Below are 21,235 nucleotides of genomic sequence, written 5' to 3'. Positions count from 1 at the left end.
GGAACGCCAGCAGCCGCGCCGGGTCTTCCGACACACCACTTTTAGCGCATTTCGTTAGATAAAAGAGCAATTTTGAATTATCGCACGCATATCGTATCTTCCCTGTCCGAGATCGGCCAGCCAGCCTGGGATGGTTTGCTGGCACAGCAGGACGAAGCCAATCCGTTTCTTTCTTACGCCTTTCTGCACGCGCTGCACGAATCGGGCAGCGCCTCGCCCGAGAGCGGCTGGCAGCCGCAGTACATCGCCCTCTATGATGGCGACACCCTGGCTGCAGCACTGCCCTTGTACGTGAAGGGTCACTCCTACGGCGAGTACGTGTTCGACTGGGCCTGGGCCGACGCCTACCAGCGCCACGGGCTGGAGTACTACCCCAAGCTGCTGGCGGCGGTGCCGTTTACGCCGGTGGCCGGTCCGCGTTTGCTGGCCGTGGACGACGCGGCGCGCGCGGCGCTGATCGCGGTGCTGCAGGCGACGCAGCGCGCCACCGAAGTCTCGTCGACCCACATCCTGTTTCCGCCCGAAGCGCATGCGCGCCAGTTGCAGGAGGCCGGCTTCCTGCTGCGCAGCGGCGTCCAGTTCCATTGGCTCAATCCGGGCTATGCCAGCTTCGACGAATTCCTGGCCACGCTCGAACAGAAGAAGCGCAAGAACATCCGCGCCGAGCGCCGCAAGGTGGCCGAAGCCGGGGTGACGCTGCGCCGCGTGCGCGGGGCTGATGCGACGGACGCCGACTGGAAATTCTTCAATCGCTGCTACCGCCACACCTACGCCGCGCACTATTCGACGCCTTACCTGAACCTGGACTTCTGGCGCCGCATCGGGCGCACCATGCCGGAAAATATCCTGCTCGTGATCGCCGAGCGCGAGCACCAAGCGATCGCCGCCTCGCTGGTGATCCACAGCGCCGACACGCTGTACGGCCGCTACTGGGGCGAACTCGAACACGTGCCCTGCCTGCACTTCGAGGCCGCCTACTACCAGCCGCTCGAATTCTGCATCGAGCAAGGCATCAAGACCTTCGAGGGCGGCGCCCAGGGCGAACACAAGATGGCGCGTGGCTTCCTGCCGACCCGCACCTTCTCCGCGCACTGGCTGGCGCACCCGTCGTTCGCGGACGCGATCGAACGCTTCCTCGAGCGCGAGGCGGGCGGAATCGATGATTACATGAGCGAGCTGAATGAGCGGAATCCGTTCAAAACGTAGGGTGGGCACTCGTGCCCACGCGGTCGTACCGTCGCGTTCCACGGACGCTTCGCGAACACTTCGAAACCTCATGCATACGGTTCCGAAGCTACGCGAAACCGATGCTTTGATCCGCCGCTCTACCGCGTGGGCACAAGTGCCCACCCTACGGTGCACCACCAGCGTTGGTTAAGAATACGGTTTCGAGCATACTCACACGAACAGTGACGGCTGGCTGTCCGCATAATCCCGCAGCAAATTCCACACCACTTTCACCCGGCGCAGGCGATACAGGTCGGTCGGCGCGGCCAGCCAGAACGAGCGCTCGGCGAAGAAGCCGGGCAGTACCGGCACCAGGCGGCCGTCGTCGGGCACGGCGTAGGGCGGCGCCATCATCAGGCCCATGCCGAGCGAGGCCGCTTCGATCTGCGCCGTCATGCCCGAGCAGCACAAGCGCCGCTTTGGGGTGAAGCCGAGTTCGTCGAGGTAGGACAGCTCGCGGCTGGCCAGCGTGTCCTGCACGTAGTCGACGAAATAATGCTGCGACAGGTCGGACTGGTGGCGGATCGGCGGATGTTTTTCCAGGTAGCGCGGCGACGCGTACAGGTAGAAGCGGAACGACGCCAGGCGCGTGACCATGTAGCGGCCGGTGGTGGGCGGATCGAGCATCACGCCGAGGTCGGCCTCGCGGTTGGCCAGGTTGGCGAAGCGTGGCAGCGCCAGCAGGTCGATGGTCAGGTCCGGATTGGCGTCGAGCAGGTCGACCAGCAGCGGCGCCACCACCTTCACCCCGAATACTTCCGGTACGCCCAGGCGCACCACGCCATGCGCCGCCACTTCCGCGCCGCCCAGCTGTTCGGCCGCGGCCAGCGCCGCGCCTTCCATCGCTTCCGCGTGCGGCAGCAGCGCCAGGCCCATTTCGGTCAGTTCGTAGCCTTCGCGCGAGCGGTCGAACAGGGTCGTACCGAGTTCCTTTTCGAGGCGGTCGATGCGCCGCGCCACCGTGGTGTGCTCGACGTCGAGCCGGCGCGAGGCGCCCGACAGCGTGCCGGCGCGCGCCAGTTCGAGGAAGAAACGCAGGTCGGTCCACTCAGGCAAGGTGTTCATGGGCGCACGGTTGTTAAATATCAAAGGCCCAATTGTGCACCAGTGCACATTCCTCCTGCAATCAATTCTCATATGCATGTTTGAAGCTGCACAAACGGCACCCGCATTGTGCGTTTGCAGCATTCTTCCTGCATACAGCCGCGCCACATGGTGGTGCAACATCCTGTGCAATTACGCACAAGGGGTGGGCGCATTGTTATCTTTTCAGCCAGACCGAACAGGTGCACACTGCCTCGCGTGCGATTGCGCCCCGACGCCATATCCAAAACTAGGAGACAAGAAATGCGCCTGACAAAGCAAAAAAAGAAACTGGTCAACCATTCCGCCGCTGCCCTGCTGGTCCTGTCGAGCGGCGCCATGGGCGCTGCCCATGCCCAGCAAGCGTCGGGCGCACCGGCTCCCGACGGCGAATCGGCATCCGACGTCCAGAAGGTCGTCGTCACCGCGCGCCGGCGCGAAGAGTCGCTGCAGGATGTGCCGGTATCGGTCACCGCGTTTTCCGCCGATCAGCTGTCCAAGCAGGGCGTGCCGGACGTCACCGCACTGGCCCTGGCACTGCCGAACACCACCCTGAAAGCATCGCGCGCCACCAACTCGACCCTGACCGCCTTCATCCGCGGCGTCGGCCAGGCCGATCCGCTGGCCGGCTTCGAGTCCGGCGTCGGCATCTACATCGACGACATCTACCTGGCGCGGCCACAGGCGGCGGTGGCCGACATCTACGACGTCGAGCGCATCGAAGTGCTGCGCGGCCCGCAGGGCACCCTGTACGGCCGCAACACCATCGGCGGCGCGGTCAAGTACGTCACCCGCAAGCTGGGACCGAAGACCGACGTGCGCCTGCGCGGCACGCTCGGCAACTACGGCCAGAAGGAAGCGGTCGCCACCGTCAGCACGCCGCTCAGCGACACCGTGCGCATCGGCGGCACCGTGGCCCGCTTCAAGCGCGACGGCTTCGGCAAGAACCTGTACACCGGCGCCGAGAACTACGACAAGGACGTTACGGCGCTGCGCCTGTCGGCCGAATTCACGCCGACCCCGGACCTGTTCATCCGCATCGCCGGCGACGGCACCCAAGACGACTCGAGCCCGAAGAACGGGCACCGCCTGATCGTCGGCCGCACCAGCGGCGCGCCGATCCTGGGCAACGTATTCGATACCCGCGCCAACCTGACCCAGGCGCTCGGCCACGACCAGGAAGTCACCGCGCACGGCGTTTCGGCCCTGGTCGAATACCGCATCAACGACCAGTTCACGGTCAAATCGATCACCGCCAGCCGCAAGGACAAATCCTGGGCGCCGATCGACTTCGACTCGCTGCAGGTGGTCGACATGGAAGTGCCGGCCCTGTACACCAACGAGCAGACCAGCCAGGAATTCAACCTGACGTACACCGGCGACCGGATCGCCGGCGTGGCGGGCGTGTACTACATCGATGCCCAGGCCTACAACAAGTTCGACACCATCCTGGCTGGCGCCGTTCCGACCTCGACCTTCACCAGCGGCGACATCGGCACCAAGGCCTGGGCCGCCTACATCGACGGCAGCTACAACTTCACCGACGCCCTGAGCCTGTCGCTGGGCGGACGCTACACGGTCGACAAGCGCACCGCCTCGATCTACCGCCAGATCTACCTCGGCCTGGCCGGCACGCCGGAAATGGGCAACCCGGGGGCGATCCTGTTCCGCACCGATACCGACCTGCGCAGCGGCCTGGAACGGAAAGACAAGAAGTTCACGCCGCGCATCGCCGTCAACTACAAGCTCAACAGCGACCACAACGTCTACGCCTCGTATGCCGAAGGCTTCAAGGGCGGCGGCTTCGATCCGCGCCTGAACATCGTCGGCACCCGCATCCCGCTGGCGCAGGCGCGCGCCGGCTATGCGCCGGAAACCATCGAGACGGTGGAGCTGGGCCTGAAGTCGGCCTTCAACGGCGGGCGCATCACCACCAATGCCGCCGTCTTCTACAGCGACTACAAGGACGTGCAGATCCCGGGTTCGGTGGCGATCGACACCAACGGCGACGGCCGCGACGACAGCTTCGCCGGCGTGACCACCAACGCCGGCAAGGCCAAGATCAAGGGCGCCGAGTTCGAGATGATTGCTAACCTGACGCGCGACTTCACGGTCGCCGGCATGTATAGCTACATTGACGCCGACTACAAGGAATACATCGCCAACGGCGTCAACGTGGCCGACCAGCGCGTGTTCCAGAACACGCCGCGCAACTCGGCCAACCTGCGCGCCAACTACGACATCGCACTGCCGCTGATGGGTTACAACGGCAAGGTTTCGCTGATCGGCAGCGCGTCGTACAAGGGCGCAACCAACCAGTTCGAAACCGTATCGGTGCTCGACCAGGAATCGTACAAGCTGTACGACGCGAGCATCGTCTGGACCCGCGCCGACGGCAAGATCCGCGCCGGCATCCACGGCAAGAACCTGAGCGACGAGCGCTACAAGACGGCCGGCTACCTGTTCCCGACCCTGGGCAACGAAGGTACGCTGACCGCCTTCTACGGCAACCCGCGCACCGTCTCGGCGACGCTCGAGTACCGCTTCTGATCCGCCGGGCCGGGAGGAGTCTTCGCGCTCACCACGCTGCCGACGGCAGCGTGGCCTGCCCTTCCTTTGCCCGTTTTCTTCCACGAGAACCACAGGATCTGCCAGCGTGTCCACTTTCACACCAATCAGCTTTCAAAGCACCGACGGGCTGGCGCTGTATGCGCGTGATTATGCGGCGGGCGCAGCACCGGAAGCATCGCCGGAACAAGCGCCGGAACAAGCGCCGGCAACCATACCGGCACGCCTTCCCGTGATCTGCCTGCACGGCCTGACCCGCAATTCGGGCGACTTCGACGAACTGGCGCCGGCCATCGCCGCCCTGGGACGGCGCGTGCTGGCGCCCGACGTGCGCGGCCGCGGCCACTCGGCGCGCGACCCGAATCCCGCCAACTACAACCCGGTCGTTTATGCGGGCGACGTGGTCAAGCTGATGCACGACCTGGGCATCGCCCGCGCCGTCTTCATCGGCACCTCGATGGGCGGCCTGATCACCATGACGCTGGCCGTGCGCCACCTCGAACTGATCGCCGGCGCGGTCATCAACGACGTCGGCCCGGTGCTGTCGCTGCGCGGCCTGGCGCGCATCGCCGGCTATGCGGGACGCTGCAGCACCCTCGCCTCCTGGGACGATGCCGCCGCCTACCTGAAAGACATCAACGCCTGCGCCTTTCCCGACGCGCCCGACGAAGAATGGGGCAAATGGGCGCGCCGCGCTTTTGCCGAAGACGAGGCGGGCCAGCTGGCATTGCGCTATGACCCCAGTATTGCGCTAGCATTGCAAACAGGTAAACTTCGGCGAACCTCGCTGGCCGGACGCCTCGCCTTCAAGCGCCTCGCCCACAAGCGCCCGACGCTTTTGGTACGCGGTAGCTTGTCGGACCTGGTCGAGCCGGAGCAGGCAGCCTGGATGCGGCGCGCCGCGCCCACGATGGCCTACACCGAAGTGCCGAACGTCGGCCATGCGCCGATGCTGACCGAACCGGAAGCGCTGGAGGCGATCCGCCAGTTCCTGGCGCGCCTACCCTGAATACATATAGAACCACAGGAGACACCATGCACCACCTGATCAAACCCTTGAGCTTGTCCCTCCTCCTCGCCTTTGCCGCCGGCGCCGCGCCCACTGCGCTGGGCGCCGGCCCCGACCTGAAGGTCGCCCTCATCGCCGGCAAGACCGGCGCCCTCGAAGCCTATGCCAAGGAAACCGAGACCGGCTTCATGATGGGCCTCGAATACCTCACCGGCGGCAAGATGGAAATCGCCGGGCGCAAGCTGAAGGTGATCGTCAAGGACGACCAGAGCAAGCCGGACCTCGGGCGCACACTGCTGGCCGAAGCCTATGGCGACGACAAGGTCGACATCGCGGTGGGCACCTCCTCCTCCGGCTCGGCCTTGGCCATGCTGCCGGTGGCCAAGGAATACAAGAAGGTGCTGATCATCGAGCCGGCCGTGGCCGACGCCATCACCGGCGACAAGTGGAACAAGTACATCTTCCGCACCGCGCGCAGCTCGATGCAGGATGCGATGGCCGCCGCCAGCACCCTGAAAGCCGGCAGCGTCGGCTTCCTGACCCAGGACTATGCATTCGGCCGCGACGCCATCAAGGCCGGCAAGGAAGCGCTGGCCGCCACCGGCAGCAAGGCCAAGGTGGTCCACGAAGAATACGCGCCGATGACGACCACCGATTTCACCGCCTCGACCCAGCGCCTGTTCGACGCCTTGAAAGACAAGCCGCAGCCGCGCGTGCTGCAGATCGTCTGGGCCGGACCGAACCCGATGAACAAGATCGCCGACATGAAGCCGGAACGCTTTGGCGTCATGCTGGCCCCGGGCGGCAACATCCTGCCGGTGATGAAGACCTGGAAGAACTACGCCGGCACCGAAGGCACCATCTATTACTACTACGCCTTCCCGAAGAACAAGATGAACGACTGGCTGGTGGCGGAACACCAGAAGCGCTTCAAGGCGCCGCCCGACATGTTCACCGCCGGCGGCTTCGCCGCGGCCAGCGCCGTGTTCAATGCCCTTTCCAAAGTGCCGAACCGCAGTGGCCAAATTAATAGCGACCAGCTCATCGCCGCAATGGAAGGCATGAAATTCGAGACGCCGAAGGGCCCGATGACCTTCCGCAAGGAAGACCACCAGGCGCTGCAGTCGATGTACCATTTCCGCATCAAGAAAGACCAGAAGAACGAGTGGGATCTGCTGGAACTGGTGCGCGAAATCCCGACCGCCGAGCTGCCGCTGCCGGTCAAGAACAAGCGCTGAGATGGCCGACGTGAATAACCAGCAGCCGTCCTTGTCCACCCGCGGCCTGACGATCCGCTTCGGCGGCCACGTCGCCGTCAACGCGGTGACGGCCGACTTCTATCCAGGCACGCTGACGGTGATCGTCGGCCCCAACGGCGCCGGCAAGACGACCTATTTCAACCTGGTCTCGGGGCAGCTGCCGGCCACGGCGGGCAGCGTGCTGTTGAAGGGCGCGGATGTCACGCGTCTTGGTGCCGCACGCCGGACACGGCTCGGCATCGGCCGCGCCTTCCAGCTGACCAACCTGTTCCCCAACCTCACCGTCATCGAAAACGTGCGCCTGGCTGTGCAAAGCCGCGCCGGGGTCGGCATGAATATGTTCTCGGTCTGGTTCGGGCACAAGGAGCTGATCGCGCGCGCCGAGCATTACCTGGAGCGGGTGGCGATGGCGGGCAAGCGCGACGCCCACGTCGGCTCGCTCTCGCACGGCGACCAGCGCAAGCTGGAAGTGGCGATCCTGCTGGCGCTGGAACCCGACATCCTGATGTTCGACGAACCGACCGCCGGCATGAGCGTGGACGAGGTGCCGGTCGTACTCGACCTGATCCACGCGGTGAAACGCGATGCCAACAAGACCGTGCTGCTGGTCGAGCACAAGATGGACGTGGTGCGCCAGCTGGCCGACCGCATCATCGTGCTGCACAACGGTACCCTGGTGGCCGACGGCGAGCCCGCCGAGGTCATGCAATCGAAGATCGTCCAGGAAGCCTATCTTGGAACACCGGAAACCGAACATGCCTGATCCGCTCTTAACCCTGTCAGGCGTGCACACCCACATCGGCCGCTACCACATCCTGCAAGGGGTCGACCTGGTCGTGCCGCGCGGCGGCCTGTCGGTGCTGCTGGGCCGCAACGGCGCCGGCAAGACCACCACCCTGCGCACCATCATGGGCCTGTGGCAGGCCAGCGCCGGCGCGATCACCTTCGACGGCCGCGACATCACCAAATTGGCCACGCCCGACATCGCGCGCGCCGGCATCGCCTACGTCCCCGAGAGCATGGCGGTCTTTTCCAGTCTCACCGTGCGCGAGAACCTGCACCTGGCGGCACGCAACGGCCCGCTCGACCAGGCGCGCGTGGACTGGATCTTCGGCTTCTTCCCGGCCCTGAAAAAATTCTGGAATTACCCGGCCGGCAACCTGTCGGGCGGCCAGAAACAGATGGTGGCGATCGCGCGCGCAATCGTCGAGCCGCGCAAGCTGCTGCTGGTCGACGAGCCGACCAAGGGCCTGGCCCCGGCCATCGTCCAGAGCCTGATCGCGGCCTTCCGCGAACTGAAGGACAGTGAGACGACGATCCTGCTGGTCGAGCAGAATTTCAATTTCGTGCGTTCGCTCGGCGACACCGTCAGCGTGATGGACGACGGCCGCGTGGCCCATGCCGGATCGATGGCGGCCCTGGCCCGCGACGACGAACTACAGCAGCGCCTGCTCGGGCTGGCGCTCGACTCCCACCAATAGGATTCATGATGAGTGCAACTTTACCTCTCGTACCTGTGGATTCCACAGCGGACGCGCCGCTGCCCAGCGCACCGCGCGACATCGCGCCGCTGCTGCTGGTGCCCGTGCTGGCCCTGGCCATGCTGCCGCTGGTCGGCAGTTTCCCGACCTGGGTTACCTTGACCGTCGCCGGCCTCGCCATGGGCATGATGATCTTCATCATGGCGAGCGGCTTGACGCTGGTGTTCGGCCTGATGGACGTGCTGAACTTCGGCCATGGCGCCTTTGTGTCGGTCGGCGCCTTCACGGCCACCCTGGTGCTGTTGCCGATGCGCTGGGCGCTGGAAGCCGATTCGCTGCTGCTCAACCTCGGCGTGCTCGGGCTGGCCGTCACGGTGGCCATGCTCGTCACCGCCCTGCTCGGCTGGGCCTTCGAGCGCGTCATCATCATGCCGGTGTATGGCCAGCATTTGAAGCAGATCCTGATCACGATGGGCGGCATGATCGTGGCCGAACAGCTGATCAACGTGATCTGGGGCGCGGAAACCATTCCGCTGCCGCTGCCGACCTCGCTGCGCGGCGCCATCTTCCTGGGCGACGCGGCGATCGAAAAATACCGCCTGCTGGCGGTCGTGGTCGGGCTGGTCGTGTTCGCCGTGCTGTTCCTGACTTTGAACCGCACCAAGATCGGTTTGCTGATTCGCGCCGGCGTCGAAAACCGCGACATGGTCGAGAGCCTGGGCTACCGTATCCGGCGCCTGTTCGTGGCCGTGTTCGCGGCAGGTTCGGCGCTGGCCGGCCTGGGCGGCGTGATGTGGGGCCTGTACAAGGAAACCCTGTCGGCCGCGATGGGCAGCGAAACCATCGTCATGATCTTCATCGTCATCATCATCGGCGGCCTGGGGTCGGTGGGCGGCTGCTTCATCGGCTCGATCCTGATGGCGCTGGTGGCGAATTACGCCGGCTTCCTGACGCCGAAATTCGCGCTGGTCTCGAACATCGCGCTGATGATCGCGGTGCTGATGTGGCGCCCGGCCGGCCTGTATTCGACATCGCGGGGCTGACCAATGAACCGACTTCTATCAGGCGACCTGCCGCGCAGCCGCATCCTCACCCTGGTGCTGCTGCTGGTCTTCCTCGGCCTGGCGTTCGCACCTTTCCTGACCTCGGGCGCGCGCCCGCTCAACACGGCGGCCACGATCTGCGTCTACATCGTGCTGGTGGCGTCCTACGACCTGTTGCTGGGCTATACCGGCATCGTCTCGTTCGCCCACACGATGTTCTACGGGATCGGCGCCTACGGCATCGGCCTGGGCCTGGCCTCCGTCGACGAGCCGACCTGGACGGCGGCGTTGACCGGCCTGGGCCTGGCGCTGCTGCTGGCGCTGGCGCTGGCTTTTGTCGTCGGCCTGTTCGCCCTGCGCGTGCGCGCCATCTTCTACGCCATGATCACGCTCGCGGTGGCGTCCTCGTTCGCGGTGCTGGCGTCGCAACTGTCCGATTTTACCGGCGGCGAGGACGGCAAGACCTTCAGCGTGCCGGAAGTGCTGTCGCCCGGCTTCACGCTGATGGAAACCGAGGTCTTCGGCCGTTCCATCGACGGCAAGCTGCTGACCTATTACCTGGTGTTCTTCGGTTGCCTGCTGCTGTTCCTGTTCCTGCTGCGCCTGGTGAACTCACCGTTCGGGCGCGTGCTGCAGGCGATCCGCGAGAACGAATTCCGCGCCGAGGCGCTCGGTTACCGCACCGTCGTCTACCGCATCTGGGCCAATTGCCTGGCGGCGCTGGTGGCGGCCCTGGCCGGCGCGCTGATGGCGCTATGGCTGCGCTACGTCGGCCCCAAGACTTCGCTCGGCTTCGAGGTGATGACCGACATCCTGCTGATCGTCGTCATCGGCGGCATGGGCACGATGTACGGCGCGGTGGTCGGCGCCGCGCTCTTCATCCTGGCGCAGAACTACCTGAAGGAACTGATGGCGCACGGCTCGGCGGCGCTGGAAGGCGTGCCCCTGCTGGCCGCCGCCCTGCATCCGGACCGCTGGATGCTGTGGCTGGGCGTGCTGTTCGTGCTGTCGATTTACTTCTTCCCGATCGGTATCGTCGGCAAGCTGCGCCTGCGCAGCTATCTCGCGCGGCGCTGACCCGTACCCGCGGACGGCGTCCTGCCGTCCGCAAATTTCCTCACAGCGTAGGTCGTAGGGTGGACCGGGCCACGAGAGGCGGCTCTGCCGTCCACGCGTAACGGTCACTTGCGCCGACATGGCAAAAAGAAAATTTCCGCGCTCATGGAATTCCTGCCCGCTCAGCCGCTGCGGACATTGAAGCTAGATCAAGGTTGGTGATCGTTCAGCTCATATGATGGACCGAGCCTGCCCTGAACCATCGTGGGCTCGTTACGGTCCGAATCATAACGGCGACCTTCAACCCGCCGTTGTACGTATTGCTGGCCCCTGGCCTGGGCGCGCCCTGCTCCATGCGCCGCATGCCGTCGATCTGAAGCTTGAGCGGAGACCCACCATGTCCTACCAGAGAACCCTCGCCATCCTGCCGTGCGCCCTGCTGTGCGCCGGCTTGTCGTCACCAGCCTTCGCCCAGGAGGGAGCGGGCCCGGCGCATCCTGCCACCACGCAATCCCCCGGCACCCAGTCCGGCATGATCGTCGTGCGCGACGCCCAGACCGGGCAGCTGCGCGCGCCTACCGCGGCCGAGAGCCGTGCGCTGGCGCCGCCGCCATCGGCCGCCATGCGCGCCCAGGGCCAGGCCCTGCAGCAACCGTCCGTGGTCACCCATCCGGGCGGCAGCCGCCAGGTGCGCCTCGGCGAACGCAGCCTCGTGTACTCGGTCGTCAAGCGCGGCGCCGACGGCAAGCTGGTCGAGCAGTGCGTGGAAGGCGCCGCTGCCGCCGAGAAAGCCGTCCACGCCCCCGCGTCCACCCAGCACAACGAGGAACATCGCCATGATTAAGCTGCAACCAGCCCGCATCGCCGCCCTCGTCCTGTCCTGCGCCGCCCTCGCCGGCGGCGCACACGCGGCCACCATCACCATCGTCAACCTGAACGAACCCGGCATCGGCTTCAACGACCCGACGCCGGTGGCCCCGATCGGCGGCAATCCGGGCACCACGCTCGGCCAGCAGCGCCTGATCGCCTTCCAGCACGCGGCCGACATCTGGGGCGCGACGCTCACCAGCAACGTGCCGATCCGTGTCGGCGCCTCCTTCGTGCCGCTGTCCTGCACCGCCGACAGCGCCGTGCTGGGTTCGGCCGGCGCCAACGAGATCTGGTCCGATTTTCCCAACGCACCGCGAGCAGCCACCTGGTATCCGAGCGCGCTGGCCAGCAAACTGGCCACCGTCGACGTGTCGAGTCCGGGCGAGCCGCACATCATCTCGCGCTTCAACTCGCGCCTCGGCCTGTTCCCCGACTGCCTGCCCGGCCCCGGCTTCTATCTCGGGCTCGACAACAACGCCGGCCCCGCGATCGACCTCGTCACGACGCTGCTGCACGAAATGGCGCACGGCCTCGGCTTCCAGACCTTCACCGACGACGAAACCGGCGCCGAGATCCAGGACATTCCCTCGGTCTGGGACCACTACCTGGTCGACAACCGCAGCGAGCAGACCTGGGTCAACATGACGCCGGCGCAACGGGTGGCCTCGGCGATCAGCGTCAACGGCTTGTCCTGGAACGGCCCGAACGTGACCGCGGCCGTGCCGGCGGTGCTCGATCCGCGCTCGCGCCTGACCATTCTCGGCAAGGCCGCTGGCAAGGCGGCCGGCCACTACCCGGTCGGCGACGCCTCGTTCGGCCCGCCGCTCGGCCGCAAGCCCGTCAAGGGCCACCTGATGCCGGTCATCGACCAGCCCGACGGCACGGGTCTCGCCTGCGCGCCGCTCAGCAAACGCAACGCCTGGGCCGTGCGCGGCAATATCGCCCTGGTCTCGCGCGGCACCTGCGGCTTCGTCGACAAGGCGCGCAACGTGCAGGCGGCCGGCGCGATCGGCATGGTGGTGGCGGACAACGCGCCGGGCGACCCGGCCGGCATGAGCGGCGATGATCCGAGCATCAGGATTCCATCGGTGCGCATCACGCAAGCGGCCGGCGTCAAGCTGCGCGCGGCGCTGCAAAACCGCTCGCGCAACCGCTCCAACGTGATCGCCAGCCTCGGTGTCGACCCGCACCGCCTGGCCGGCACCGACAGCAAACGCCGCATCCTGATGTACACGCCGAACCCGAATCAGCCGGGCTCGTCGGTATCGCACTACACCACGGACGCGAAACCGAACCAGCTGATGGAACCGGCGATCAATTCCGACCTGTCGCATACGGTCACGCCGCCGCGCGATCTCACCTACCCGTTGCTGCGCGACCTGGGCTGGTAAACAGTCGATAAAGCCGGCCCGGCAATAAAAAAGGCCCGGCCACCGAAAGGTGCCGGGCCTTTTTACGTCCGCGGACAATTACTTCTGTTCTTTTGCCTTGTAGGCAGCGACGCCGTTGACGATTTCTTCTTTCGCCGCGTCCGGGCCTTCCCAGCCGTCGACCTTGACCCACTTGCCTTTTTCGAGGTCCTTGTAGTGCTCGAAGAAGTGCTGGATCTGCTGCAGGCGCAGGTCTTGCAGGTCTTCCGGCTTTTGCCAGTGGCTATAGATCGGCAGGATCTTGTCGACAGGCACGGCAAGGATCTTGGCATCGCCGCCGGCTTCGTCGGTCATCTTCAGCACGCCGATAGCGCGGCAACGGACCACGACGCCCGGGAACAGCGGGAACGGGGTGATCACCAGCACGTCGCACGGGTCGCCGTCATCGGACAGGGTTTGCGGCACATAACCGTAGTTGCACGGATAGTGCATCGCGGTACCCATGAAGCGGTCGACGAAGATCGCGCCGGTATCCTTGTCCACTTCGTACTTGATCGGATCGGCGTTCATCGGAATTTCGATGATGACGTTGAAGTCGTTCGGCACATCGCGGCCGGCTGGGACGTTGTTCAAGCTCATGGGTTAATCCTTGGTTGCTGAAAATTCAATAAAGGGGAGCATTATATCTAATAGGCATAGGCTTGTGCGGCGCGGCGGCTTGTCGTGCGGATTGGGTCGACGTGTACCACGTTTGTGGATTTTCGATTGATCGAGCGATCGAACGCGGGCATGCCCGCCCTACGGTGCACAACGGTCTCGACTATTATCGTTGGCCGTCACATCACATCGAACGCGGGCATGCCCGCCCTACGTGCACAACGGTCTCGACTTATCGTTGGCCGACGCGTAACGTAGGGCGGGCATGCCCGCGGGTGTCACGGCATGCACATCGAAACGTGTCGCGTCAGCCCGGCGACAAGGTCAAAGCATCGTCGCCAGCGCACTCTGCCGGTAATGGCTCGCCGCCGGCCCCTCCTGCCCCAGCGCCTCGTGCATCTGCGCCAATTTGAGGTGGATGTCGCGCACCATGGGCGAGGCGGTGGCGTCCGACAGCGCCTGTTCCAGGTAGCGCTGGGCCTTGCCCCAGAGTTTCTGGCGCAGGCACAGGGAACCGAGGGTGAGCGCCAGTTCCGGGTCGTTCGGGTGCTCGCGCAGCCAGGCTTCGCAGTGTTCGATCTGGGCCAGCAGCGTGGGCGAACCGGCCGGTCCGGCGGCGTCGCGGTAGGCGCGCACGATGCGCTCGTCCCAGCCTGCCTGGAGGGCCTCTTCGGCGATCACGCGCGCCTCGTCGGGCAGGCCGCTGGCGTTGAAGGCGGCGGCGGCGCGCGCGGCAATGTAGGGCTTGGTGCGGTCCGCCGGCGGCACGCCGGCCCACACGCGCCGGATCGCTTCCGGATCGCGTCCCTCTTCCGACAGCAGCGCCTCGTAGGCCATCTCGCGCAGGCGCGCCGCCAATGCCGGGTGCAGCGCCTTGTGCTTGTCGAGGATGCGCACCAGGCGCAGCACTTCCGGCCAGTTGCGCGCCTGCTGATTCGCCTTCATCGACCATTGCAGGGCGTGGATGTGGCGCTGACCGCTGGCGTTCAGTTCGGCCACCGCTTCGAGGGCGGCTTCCGGCTGGTGGTCGTCGACCAGCAGTTCGATGACCGTCATCAGGCGCGCGGTCTTCAGGGCGTTGTCGTGGGCGACGCCAGCCAGCCAGGCCTCGCGCCGGGCCGGCTCGCGCATGCGGTGCGCGGCGCGCGCGCCGATCAGGGCGGCCAGGCCGGCATTCTCCGGCAGTTCGGCGGCGCGCATGGCCGCCTTTTCGGCATGGCCGAAGCGGCCTTCGAGCAGGGCTTTCAAGGCATCGCGCAAGCCCTTGTTGCCTTCGCGCTCACGCTTGCGCTGGCGGTAGGCGGCCACGCGGGTCGGCATGCGCAGCGTCGAGACGATCGCGCGCGCCACGCCGTACAGCGTCAGGAACAGCACCGCGAGCAGCACCACGAACAGGTTCAGGGACATGTCGATCCGGTGCGGCGGGTAGAAGAACACCACGTTGCCCGGATTGAAACGCGCCGTCACCGCGATGCCGATGGCCGTGGCCATCAGGGCGACCAACCAGAGAAGTAGACGCATAAGTATTAAATCAAGGCTTCTTGTAGTTGCGTACGGCGTTCAGGCTGTCGGCCAGGGTCGGCATCTCGATCGCGAGATTGTTCGCCTGCACCTGGCGCAGCGCCGCCTGCGCCTGCTGGGTGGTGCGGGCGCGCGTGTCGAAATACTTGTCCAGGGTTTGCTGGGCCGCGGCCAGATCGCCGGCGAAGGTGGTCTCGTCGCGCGAGAGCAAGGCCAGGCGGGCATTCAGCAGGCGCAATTTGAGGTTTTCGCGCACAAAATAATTCTGGTCGGGCGAGAGCATCAGCGCTTCCGGCGTGTTGACGCTGCGTACCCGGATCAGCTGGCGCACGTCGTCCCACATTTCTTCGCTCCATTCGCGCCAGGTAGCAAGCATGCGCGCGCCGATGCCCATCGTGGCCTCTGGCGCTGCCACGGCCGTAGCCGGGGCTGGCTGGCCGCGCTGTGCGCGCACTGGCGCCGCCGGCAGCAGCGGCTTTTCGTCCGACAACAGCGGCAGCGTATCGACCTGGGCGATGACGCTGTCCAGGCGCAGGGCCACGCCGGCCAGGTCGACGGCCGGCGTCGCCTTCAGTTTTTCGAGGTCGGCGGCGATCGCACGCCGCACGATGATGAATTGCGGCTTGTCGGAACGGGCCAGCGAACGGTCGGCATTCTGCAGCGCCAGCAGCGCGCCCTGCACGTTGCCGGCCAGCTGCAACTGCTGGCTGGCGGTGGACAATACCTGTTCCACTTCCGACAGCGCCCATTCGTCGCGGCTCTTCGACAAGTCCGCGTACAGCTGCTCCAGGGCCAGCTGCTGGCTCTGGTTTTCGAGCTGGCGGCTTTCCAGCACGCCGACCTTCAGTTGCAGCGCTTTCGACTGCTCGGCGATGTCGCGCGCCAGCGACGCGGTTTCGGCGGCGGTCTGGTTGCCCTTTTGCAGGCTGCGCGCCATTTCCTGGCGCAGCGTGTTGATGCGGCTATGGCTCGACCAGGTCTGCGCCGCCAGCAGCACGGCCAGTGCGATCACGGCCAGCGGCAGCGGACGCGTCAGCCGCTCGCCCAGGTCTGGACCCGCCCTGCGCTCGGGCGCGCGCGGACGATACGATTCGGCAGCCTGCGCGGGCGGTGCAGGGTGGGCGGAAGGCTGCTCCGGTGGCAGCTCTGATTGGTTCGGCAATTCGTTCATTGTTTAGATTGTAGCGCGGCAAGCAAACGCTCGTCGCCCGAGCCGGTAAGCGTCACATGCGCCAGCCCGAGCGCCTGCGCGGTGGCGGCGATGCGGGCGTGCGGCACGACGACGTGCTGCTGTTGCATTTGTGTCACAAAAGTCGCGCCAAGCTGCTCCAGCAGGTCGAACAGCCCGCGCAGCGCTTCCGAGCTGGTGATGATCCAGTCGTTCGGCGTTGCCAGCAAGGTACGCAATGTATCCCCCAGCGCAGGCGTGAGCAGCGGCACGCTGCGGCGGTAGGCCGGCACCACAGTCACGGAGGCGCCGGCGGCGCGGAAACCGTCGGCCATCAGCTCGCGCCCGGACTCGCCGCGCACGATCAGCACCTGCTTGCCCGCCAATGCGGCCAGGTCGAGCGAAGCCAGCAGATTCTCCGAATCGCTGCGCGTCGGATCGAGCGGACCGAGGATGGTGGCATTCCCGGTGGTAAGGCCATGGCGCGCCAGCGCCGCGCGGCTGCCCTCGCCCAGCACGGCCAGCGCCACCTGGCGCGGCCAATGGGACACATGGGCAAACGCCGCGTCGATGGCGTTCGGCGAGACAAAGGCAGCCAGCGCATAGCGTTCGAGACCGGCCAGCGCCGCCGCCAGTTGCGTCTGGTCCGCCAGCGGCGCAATCTCCAGCAGCGGCAACAGCACCGGCGTGCGCCCGGCTGCGGCCACGGCCTGCGCCAGGCTGTCGCACTGCGCGCGCGGACGGGTGATGACGACGGAACCGGACATCAGCGTGAACGCAGGGCGTCAGGCATCGGCCGCGGCATCCTGCAGGCACGCGGCCAGGATCGCCTGGGCATCCTGTTTTTCCAGCAGCGCGGAGACTTGCTCGCCCAGCAGCGCGGGTTGGTCCGCCGGCCCGCTCAGCTCGGCAAAGGCGCTGCGCGTGCCGTCCGGCGTGGCGACCATCGCGCGCAGGTGCATGCGCTCGCCGTCGACGGTCGCATGCGCCGCCAGCGGGATCTGGCAACTGCCGCCAAAGAATTTCGAGACCTTGCGCTCGGCCAGCACCGCGTGGAAGGTGTCGGTGTGGTTCAGCGGCGCCATCACCGCGCGCAGGTCGACGCCATCGGAGCGTTCGCCGCTGGCGACTTCGATCGCCATCGCGCCCTGCCCCGCCGCCGGCAGGCTGAGTTCGGGATCGAGCACGCTGCGAATGCGCTGCGGCAGGCCCAGGCGGATCAAACCGGCGGCGGCCAGGATGATCGCCGCGTACTCGCCGCGATCGAGTTTACCTAGGCGCGTATCGAGGTTGCCGCGCAGCGGTTTGATGACGAGTTGCGGGTAGCGCGCCGCGACCAGGGCCTGGCGGCGCAGGCTGCTGGTGCCGACGACGGCGCCCGGCGGCAGGTCGGCCAGGCTGGCATAATCGTTCGAGACAAAGGCGTCGCGCGGATCTTCGCGCTCGAGCACGGCGGCCAGGGCAAACCCTTCCGGCAAGTCCATCGGTACGTCTTTCAGCGAATGCACGGCCAGGTCGGCGCGCCCTTCCGCCATCGCGACCTCGAGTTCCTTCACGAACAAGCCTTTGCCGCCGACCTTGGACAGGGTACGGTCGAGGATCTGGTCGCCGCGCGTCGTCATGCCGAGAATGCTGATTTGACAATCTGGATATAATGCGGCGAGACGGTCGCGCACATGCTCCGCTTGCCACATGGCCAGGCGGCTCTCGCGCGAGGCGATCACCAGTTGCGTTGGCAAGCGTTTTCCAGGCTCCTGCTGCGTCATGTCTTTGCTTTCAAAACGGATTCTTTCACTGTCGTTGCGTCTACCCGGCCGATGCCAGGAACTGCTGCATCAGGCCACTTGCATAAGATCACAAATTTTAGCATGCGGTCTCCCCTAAAACATGGTCGATGGCCATGCCTGTTGTGTACCTGACAATCGAGAGAACAGTGGCCGATATGGATAAACCAGTTACACCCGAAATGAACGACAGCCGGAGCGCCGCCGTCGACAAGGATGCTCCGCTGAAGGAAGACATCCGCCTGCTCGGCCGCCTGCTCGGCGACGTACTGCGCGACCAGGAAGGCGATGCCGTCTTCGACGTCGTCGAAACGATCCGCCAGACCGCCGTGCGCTTCCGGCGCGACGCCGATCCCGAAGCCGGCGAAGAGTTGACGACGCTGTTGCACAAGCTCACGCGCAACCAGACGATTTCGGTGGTGCGCGCCTTTTCCTATTTTTCGCACCTGGCGAACATCGCCGAAGACCAGCACCACAACCGCCGCCGCCGCGCCCACCTGCTGCAGGGTTCGCGTCCGCGCGAAGGCAGCGTCGGCCATGCGCTCGGCAAGCTGCGCGGCGCCGGCGTCGACCAGAAAACGGTCGAGACCTTCCTGCGCAATGCCCTGATCTCACCGGTGCTGACCGCCCACCCGACCGAAGTGCAGCGCAAATCCATCCTCGACGCCGAGCACGACATCGCGCGCCTGCTGGCCGAACGCGACGGCGCCCTGACGCCGAAGGAGCAAGTGCGCAACCTGCAGCTGCTGCACGCGCGCATCGCCACCCTGTGGCAGACGCGCATGCTGCGCTACACCAAGCTGACGGTGGCCGACGAGATCGAGAACGCCCTCTCCTACTACCGCATCACCTTCCTGCGCGAGCTGCCCGCGCTGTACGACGACATCGAAGACGAGATCGGCGTCCAGTACCACGGCAACGCGGCGCAGTTGGGCGACGCCGCCTACGTGCAGATGGGCAGCTGGATCGGCGGCGACCGCGACGGCAATCCGAACGTGAACGCCGACACCATGCGCCACGCGACGATGCGCCACGCCACCACCATCCTCGACTTTTATCTCGACGAAGTGCATGCGCTCGGCGCCGAGCTGTCGACCTCGACCCTGATGGTCGAGGTCACGCCGGCCATGCAGGCGCTGGCCGACCGCTCGACCGACCAGTCCGAACACCGCGCCGACGAACCCTACCGCCGCGCCCTGATCGGCATGTACGCGCGCCTGGCCAGCAGCGCGCGCGAACTCGGCGCCACCAACATCCTGCGCAAGGAAGTCGGCCATGCCGAGCCGTATGCCGACGCCGCGGAATTCGCGGCCGACCTCGACGTGCTGGCCGATTCGCTGCGCCTGAACCACGGCGCCATGCTGATCGTGCCGCGCCTGGCAGGCTTGATGCGCGCCGCGCACATCTTCGGTTTCCACCTGGCTTCGCTCGACATGCGCCAGACCTCGGACGTGCACGAGCGCGTGCTGGCCGAGCTGTTCGAAAAGGCGAAGGTCGAAGCCGACTACGCGGCGCTGTCGGAGGACGATAAAGTAAAGCTGCTGCTGCTCGAGATCGCCCAGCCGCGGCTGCTGTATTCGCCATTCGAGACCTATAGCGACGAGACGCAGTCGGAACTGGCCATCGTGCGCGCCGCGCGCGAGATCCGCCAGCGCTACGGCGCGCGCGCGATCCGCAACTACATCATCTCGCACACCGAGGCGGTGTCCGACCTGCTCGAAGTGCTGCTGCTGCTGAAGGAAGCGGGCCTGCTGCGGCCATCCGCCGGCGTGTCGGACGTGATGGTGATCCCGCTGTTCGAGACCATCCCCGACCTGCAAAGCGCCGGCGCCATCATGGAAGCCTTCATGGCCCTGCCGCCGGTCACGCGCATCGTCCACAATGCGGGCCGGTTGCAGGAAGTCATGCTCGGCTATTCCGATTCGAACAAGGACGGCGGCTTCCTCACCTCGAACTGGGAGCTGTACCAGGCCGAACTGAAACTGGTCGACGTGTTCGAGCGCGCCGGCGTCAAGCTGCGCCTGTTCCACGGCCGCGGCGGCACGGTCGGACGCGGCGGCGGCCCCAGCTACCAGGCGATCCTGGCGCAGCCGCCGGGGACGGTGAACGGCCAGATCCGCCTGACCGAACAGGGCGAGATCATCGCCTCGAAATTCTCGAATCCCGAGATCGGCCGCCGCAACCTGGAACTGCTGGTCGCCGCCACGCTGGAAGCGAGCCTGATGCCGCATGCGGCGGAAGGCGCGAAAGCCGAGCGCCTGGCCCAGTTCGAAGGCGTGATGGCGGAACTGTCGCAGCGCGCCTACACGGCTTACCGCGACCTGGTCTACGAAACGCCGGGCTTCACCGACTATTTTTTTGCCGCCACCCCGATCGCCGAGATCGCGGAACTGAATCTCGGCTCGCGCCCGGCTTCGCGCAAATCGACGCGCCGCATCGAAGACTTGCGCGCGATTCCCTGGGGCTTTTCCTGGGGCCAGTGCCGCCTGCTGCTGCCGGGCTGGTACGGCTTCGGCGCGGCCGTCGCCGGCTGGCTGGAGGACGATGCCGATGGCCAGCGCCTGGCGACACTGCAGGCGATGTTCCAGGAATGGCCGTTCTTCGCCACCCTGCTCTCGAACATGGACATGGTGCTGGCCAAGACCGATCTCGCCATCGCCTCGCGCTATGCCGGCCTGGTGCCGGACAAGGCGCTGCGCGAACGCATCTTCAAGCGCATCGCCGCCGAGCACGGCGAAACGCTGCGCCAGCTGGAAGCGGTGACGGGCACCGGCGAACGCCTGGCCGCCAACCCGTTGCTGGCACGCTCGATCCAGAACCGCTTCGCCTACCTCGACCCGCTGAACCACCTGCAAGTCGAACTGATCCACCGCCACCGCGCGATGTCGCGCAAGGCCGGCGAAGGCGGCGAGATGGACCCGCGCGTGCACCGCGGGATTCATTTGTCGATCAATGGGGTGGCGGCGGGGTTGCGCAATACCGGTTGATGCATTTGCTGTATCTACCCGCATGCGCATGCCGATGTGCATGCGTCACGCGTGGGCTCGCGGAGCCCACCCTACGGTGCACCGCCGTCCGTAGCAAGTTCACGGGACCGTAACGTAGGGTGGGCTCTCCGAGCCCACGCGAACGTGTGCAC

General features: G+C 66.0%; 17 protein-coding genes. 11 read left to right on the top strand and 6 right to left on the bottom strand.

Annotated features, from left to right (window positions below; translation table 11 throughout):
- The first annotated feature begins 72 nt into the window (after positions 1-72).
- Complete coding sequence (locus IFT60_RS19740; RefSeq protein WP_192054775.1) at positions 73-1,206, top strand: GNAT family N-acetyltransferase; 1,134 nt, start codon at positions 73-75, stop codon at positions 1,204-1,206.
- Between the two features lie 192 nt (positions 1,207-1,398).
- On the opposite strand, the gene IFT60_RS19735 is transcribed toward IFT60_RS19740, so the two are convergent.
- Complete coding sequence (locus tag IFT60_RS19735; protein WP_192054772.1) at positions 1,399-2,292, bottom strand: LysR family transcriptional regulator; 894 nt, start codon at positions 2,290-2,292, stop codon at positions 1,399-1,401.
- Positions 2,293-2,574: 282 nt separating this feature from the next.
- Here IFT60_RS19735 and IFT60_RS19730 point away from each other — a divergent pair, with 282 nt between their 5' ends.
- The 9 genes from IFT60_RS19730 to IFT60_RS19690 all read left to right on the top strand — a co-directional run bounded on the left by IFT60_RS19730 (position 2,575) and on the right by IFT60_RS19690 (position 12,987).
- Positions 2,575-4,860, top strand: a complete 2,286-nt coding sequence (locus IFT60_RS19730; protein ID WP_192054771.1) for a TonB-dependent receptor — start codon at positions 2,575-2,577, stop codon at positions 4,858-4,860.
- A 106-nt stretch (positions 4,861-4,966) separates the two neighbouring features.
- Positions 4,967-5,887, top strand: coding sequence for an alpha/beta fold hydrolase (locus IFT60_RS19725; protein WP_192054768.1), 921 nt, complete (start codon positions 4,967-4,969; stop codon positions 5,885-5,887).
- A 26-nt stretch (positions 5,888-5,913) separates the two neighbouring features.
- On the top strand, positions 5,914-7,125 hold the full coding sequence (locus tag IFT60_RS19720; RefSeq protein WP_192054766.1) for a substrate-binding domain-containing protein: 1,212 nt from the start codon (positions 5,914-5,916) through the stop codon (positions 7,123-7,125).
- 1 nt (position 7,126) lies between these two features.
- Positions 7,127-7,909 (top strand): ABC transporter ATP-binding protein, encoded by a 783-nt coding sequence (locus tag IFT60_RS19715; protein ID WP_192054764.1) that lies wholly within the window; start codon positions 7,127-7,129, stop codon positions 7,907-7,909.
- On the top strand, positions 7,902-8,627 hold the full coding sequence (locus IFT60_RS19710; protein ID WP_192054762.1) for an ABC transporter ATP-binding protein: 726 nt from the start codon (positions 7,902-7,904) through the stop codon (positions 8,625-8,627). Before IFT60_RS19715 ends, IFT60_RS19710 begins: the two co-directional genes overlap by 8 nt.
- A gap of 8 nt (positions 8,628-8,635) precedes the next feature.
- Positions 8,636-9,670, top strand: coding sequence for a branched-chain amino acid ABC transporter permease (locus tag IFT60_RS19705; protein ID WP_192054760.1), 1,035 nt, complete (start codon positions 8,636-8,638; stop codon positions 9,668-9,670).
- A gap of 3 nt (positions 9,671-9,673) precedes the next feature.
- The gene (locus IFT60_RS19700) at positions 9,674-10,747 is read left to right on the top strand and encodes a branched-chain amino acid ABC transporter permease (RefSeq protein ID WP_192054758.1); all 1,074 of its coding nucleotides are present in this window, start codon (positions 9,674-9,676) and stop codon (positions 10,745-10,747) included.
- 376 nt (positions 10,748-11,123) lie between these two features.
- Positions 11,124-11,570, top strand: a complete 447-nt coding sequence (locus IFT60_RS19695; RefSeq protein WP_192054755.1) for a post-PEP-CTERM-1 domain-containing protein — start codon at positions 11,124-11,126, stop codon at positions 11,568-11,570.
- Complete coding sequence (locus IFT60_RS19690; protein WP_192054753.1) at positions 11,563-12,987, top strand: PA domain-containing protein; 1,425 nt, start codon at positions 11,563-11,565, stop codon at positions 12,985-12,987. Before IFT60_RS19695 ends, IFT60_RS19690 begins: the two co-directional genes overlap by 8 nt.
- Before the next feature lie 78 nt (positions 12,988-13,065).
- Here the strand turns inward: IFT60_RS19690 and ppa are convergent, their stop codons facing one another.
- From ppa to hemC, 5 genes are all read right to left on the bottom strand, one after another.
- Positions 13,066-13,605 carry an inorganic diphosphatase gene (gene ppa / locus IFT60_RS19685; protein ID WP_192054751.1) on the bottom strand — a complete coding sequence of 180 codons (540 nt, stop codon included), beginning with the start codon at positions 13,603-13,605 and terminating at the stop codon, positions 13,066-13,068.
- Positions 13,606-13,947: 342 nt separating this feature from the next.
- Complete coding sequence (locus tag IFT60_RS19680) at positions 13,948-15,144, bottom strand: heme biosynthesis protein HemY (RefSeq protein WP_192054749.1); 1,197 nt, start codon at positions 15,142-15,144, stop codon at positions 13,948-13,950.
- A 10-nt stretch (positions 15,145-15,154) separates the two neighbouring features.
- Complete coding sequence (locus tag IFT60_RS19675; RefSeq protein ID WP_192054746.1) at positions 15,155-16,315, bottom strand: uroporphyrinogen-III C-methyltransferase; 1,161 nt, start codon at positions 16,313-16,315, stop codon at positions 15,155-15,157.
- Complete coding sequence (locus IFT60_RS19670) at positions 16,312-17,079, bottom strand: uroporphyrinogen-III synthase (protein WP_192054744.1); 768 nt, start codon at positions 17,077-17,079, stop codon at positions 16,312-16,314. Before IFT60_RS19670 ends, IFT60_RS19675 begins: the two co-directional genes overlap by 4 nt.
- Before the next feature lie 18 nt (positions 17,080-17,097).
- Entirely contained in the window at positions 17,098-18,078 is a 981-nt protein-coding gene (gene hemC / locus IFT60_RS19665; protein WP_192054741.1) for a hydroxymethylbilane synthase, read from the bottom strand.
- Positions 18,079-18,254: 176 nt separating this feature from the next.
- Between hemC and ppc the strand changes: the two genes are divergently transcribed.
- Entirely contained in the window at positions 18,255-21,083 is a 2,829-nt protein-coding gene (gene ppc, locus IFT60_RS19660) for a phosphoenolpyruvate carboxylase (RefSeq protein WP_229511007.1), read from the top strand.
- Positions 21,084-21,235: the final 152 nt, after the last annotated feature.

It is taken from the genome of Massilia sp. CFBP 13721 (assembly GCF_014842025.1).
Classification (GTDB): Bacteria; Pseudomonadota; Gammaproteobacteria; order Burkholderiales; family Burkholderiaceae_D; genus Telluria.
The sequence above is the reverse complement of the archived record's forward strand: the minus strand, read 5'-3'. Positions and strand labels throughout refer to the sequence as shown.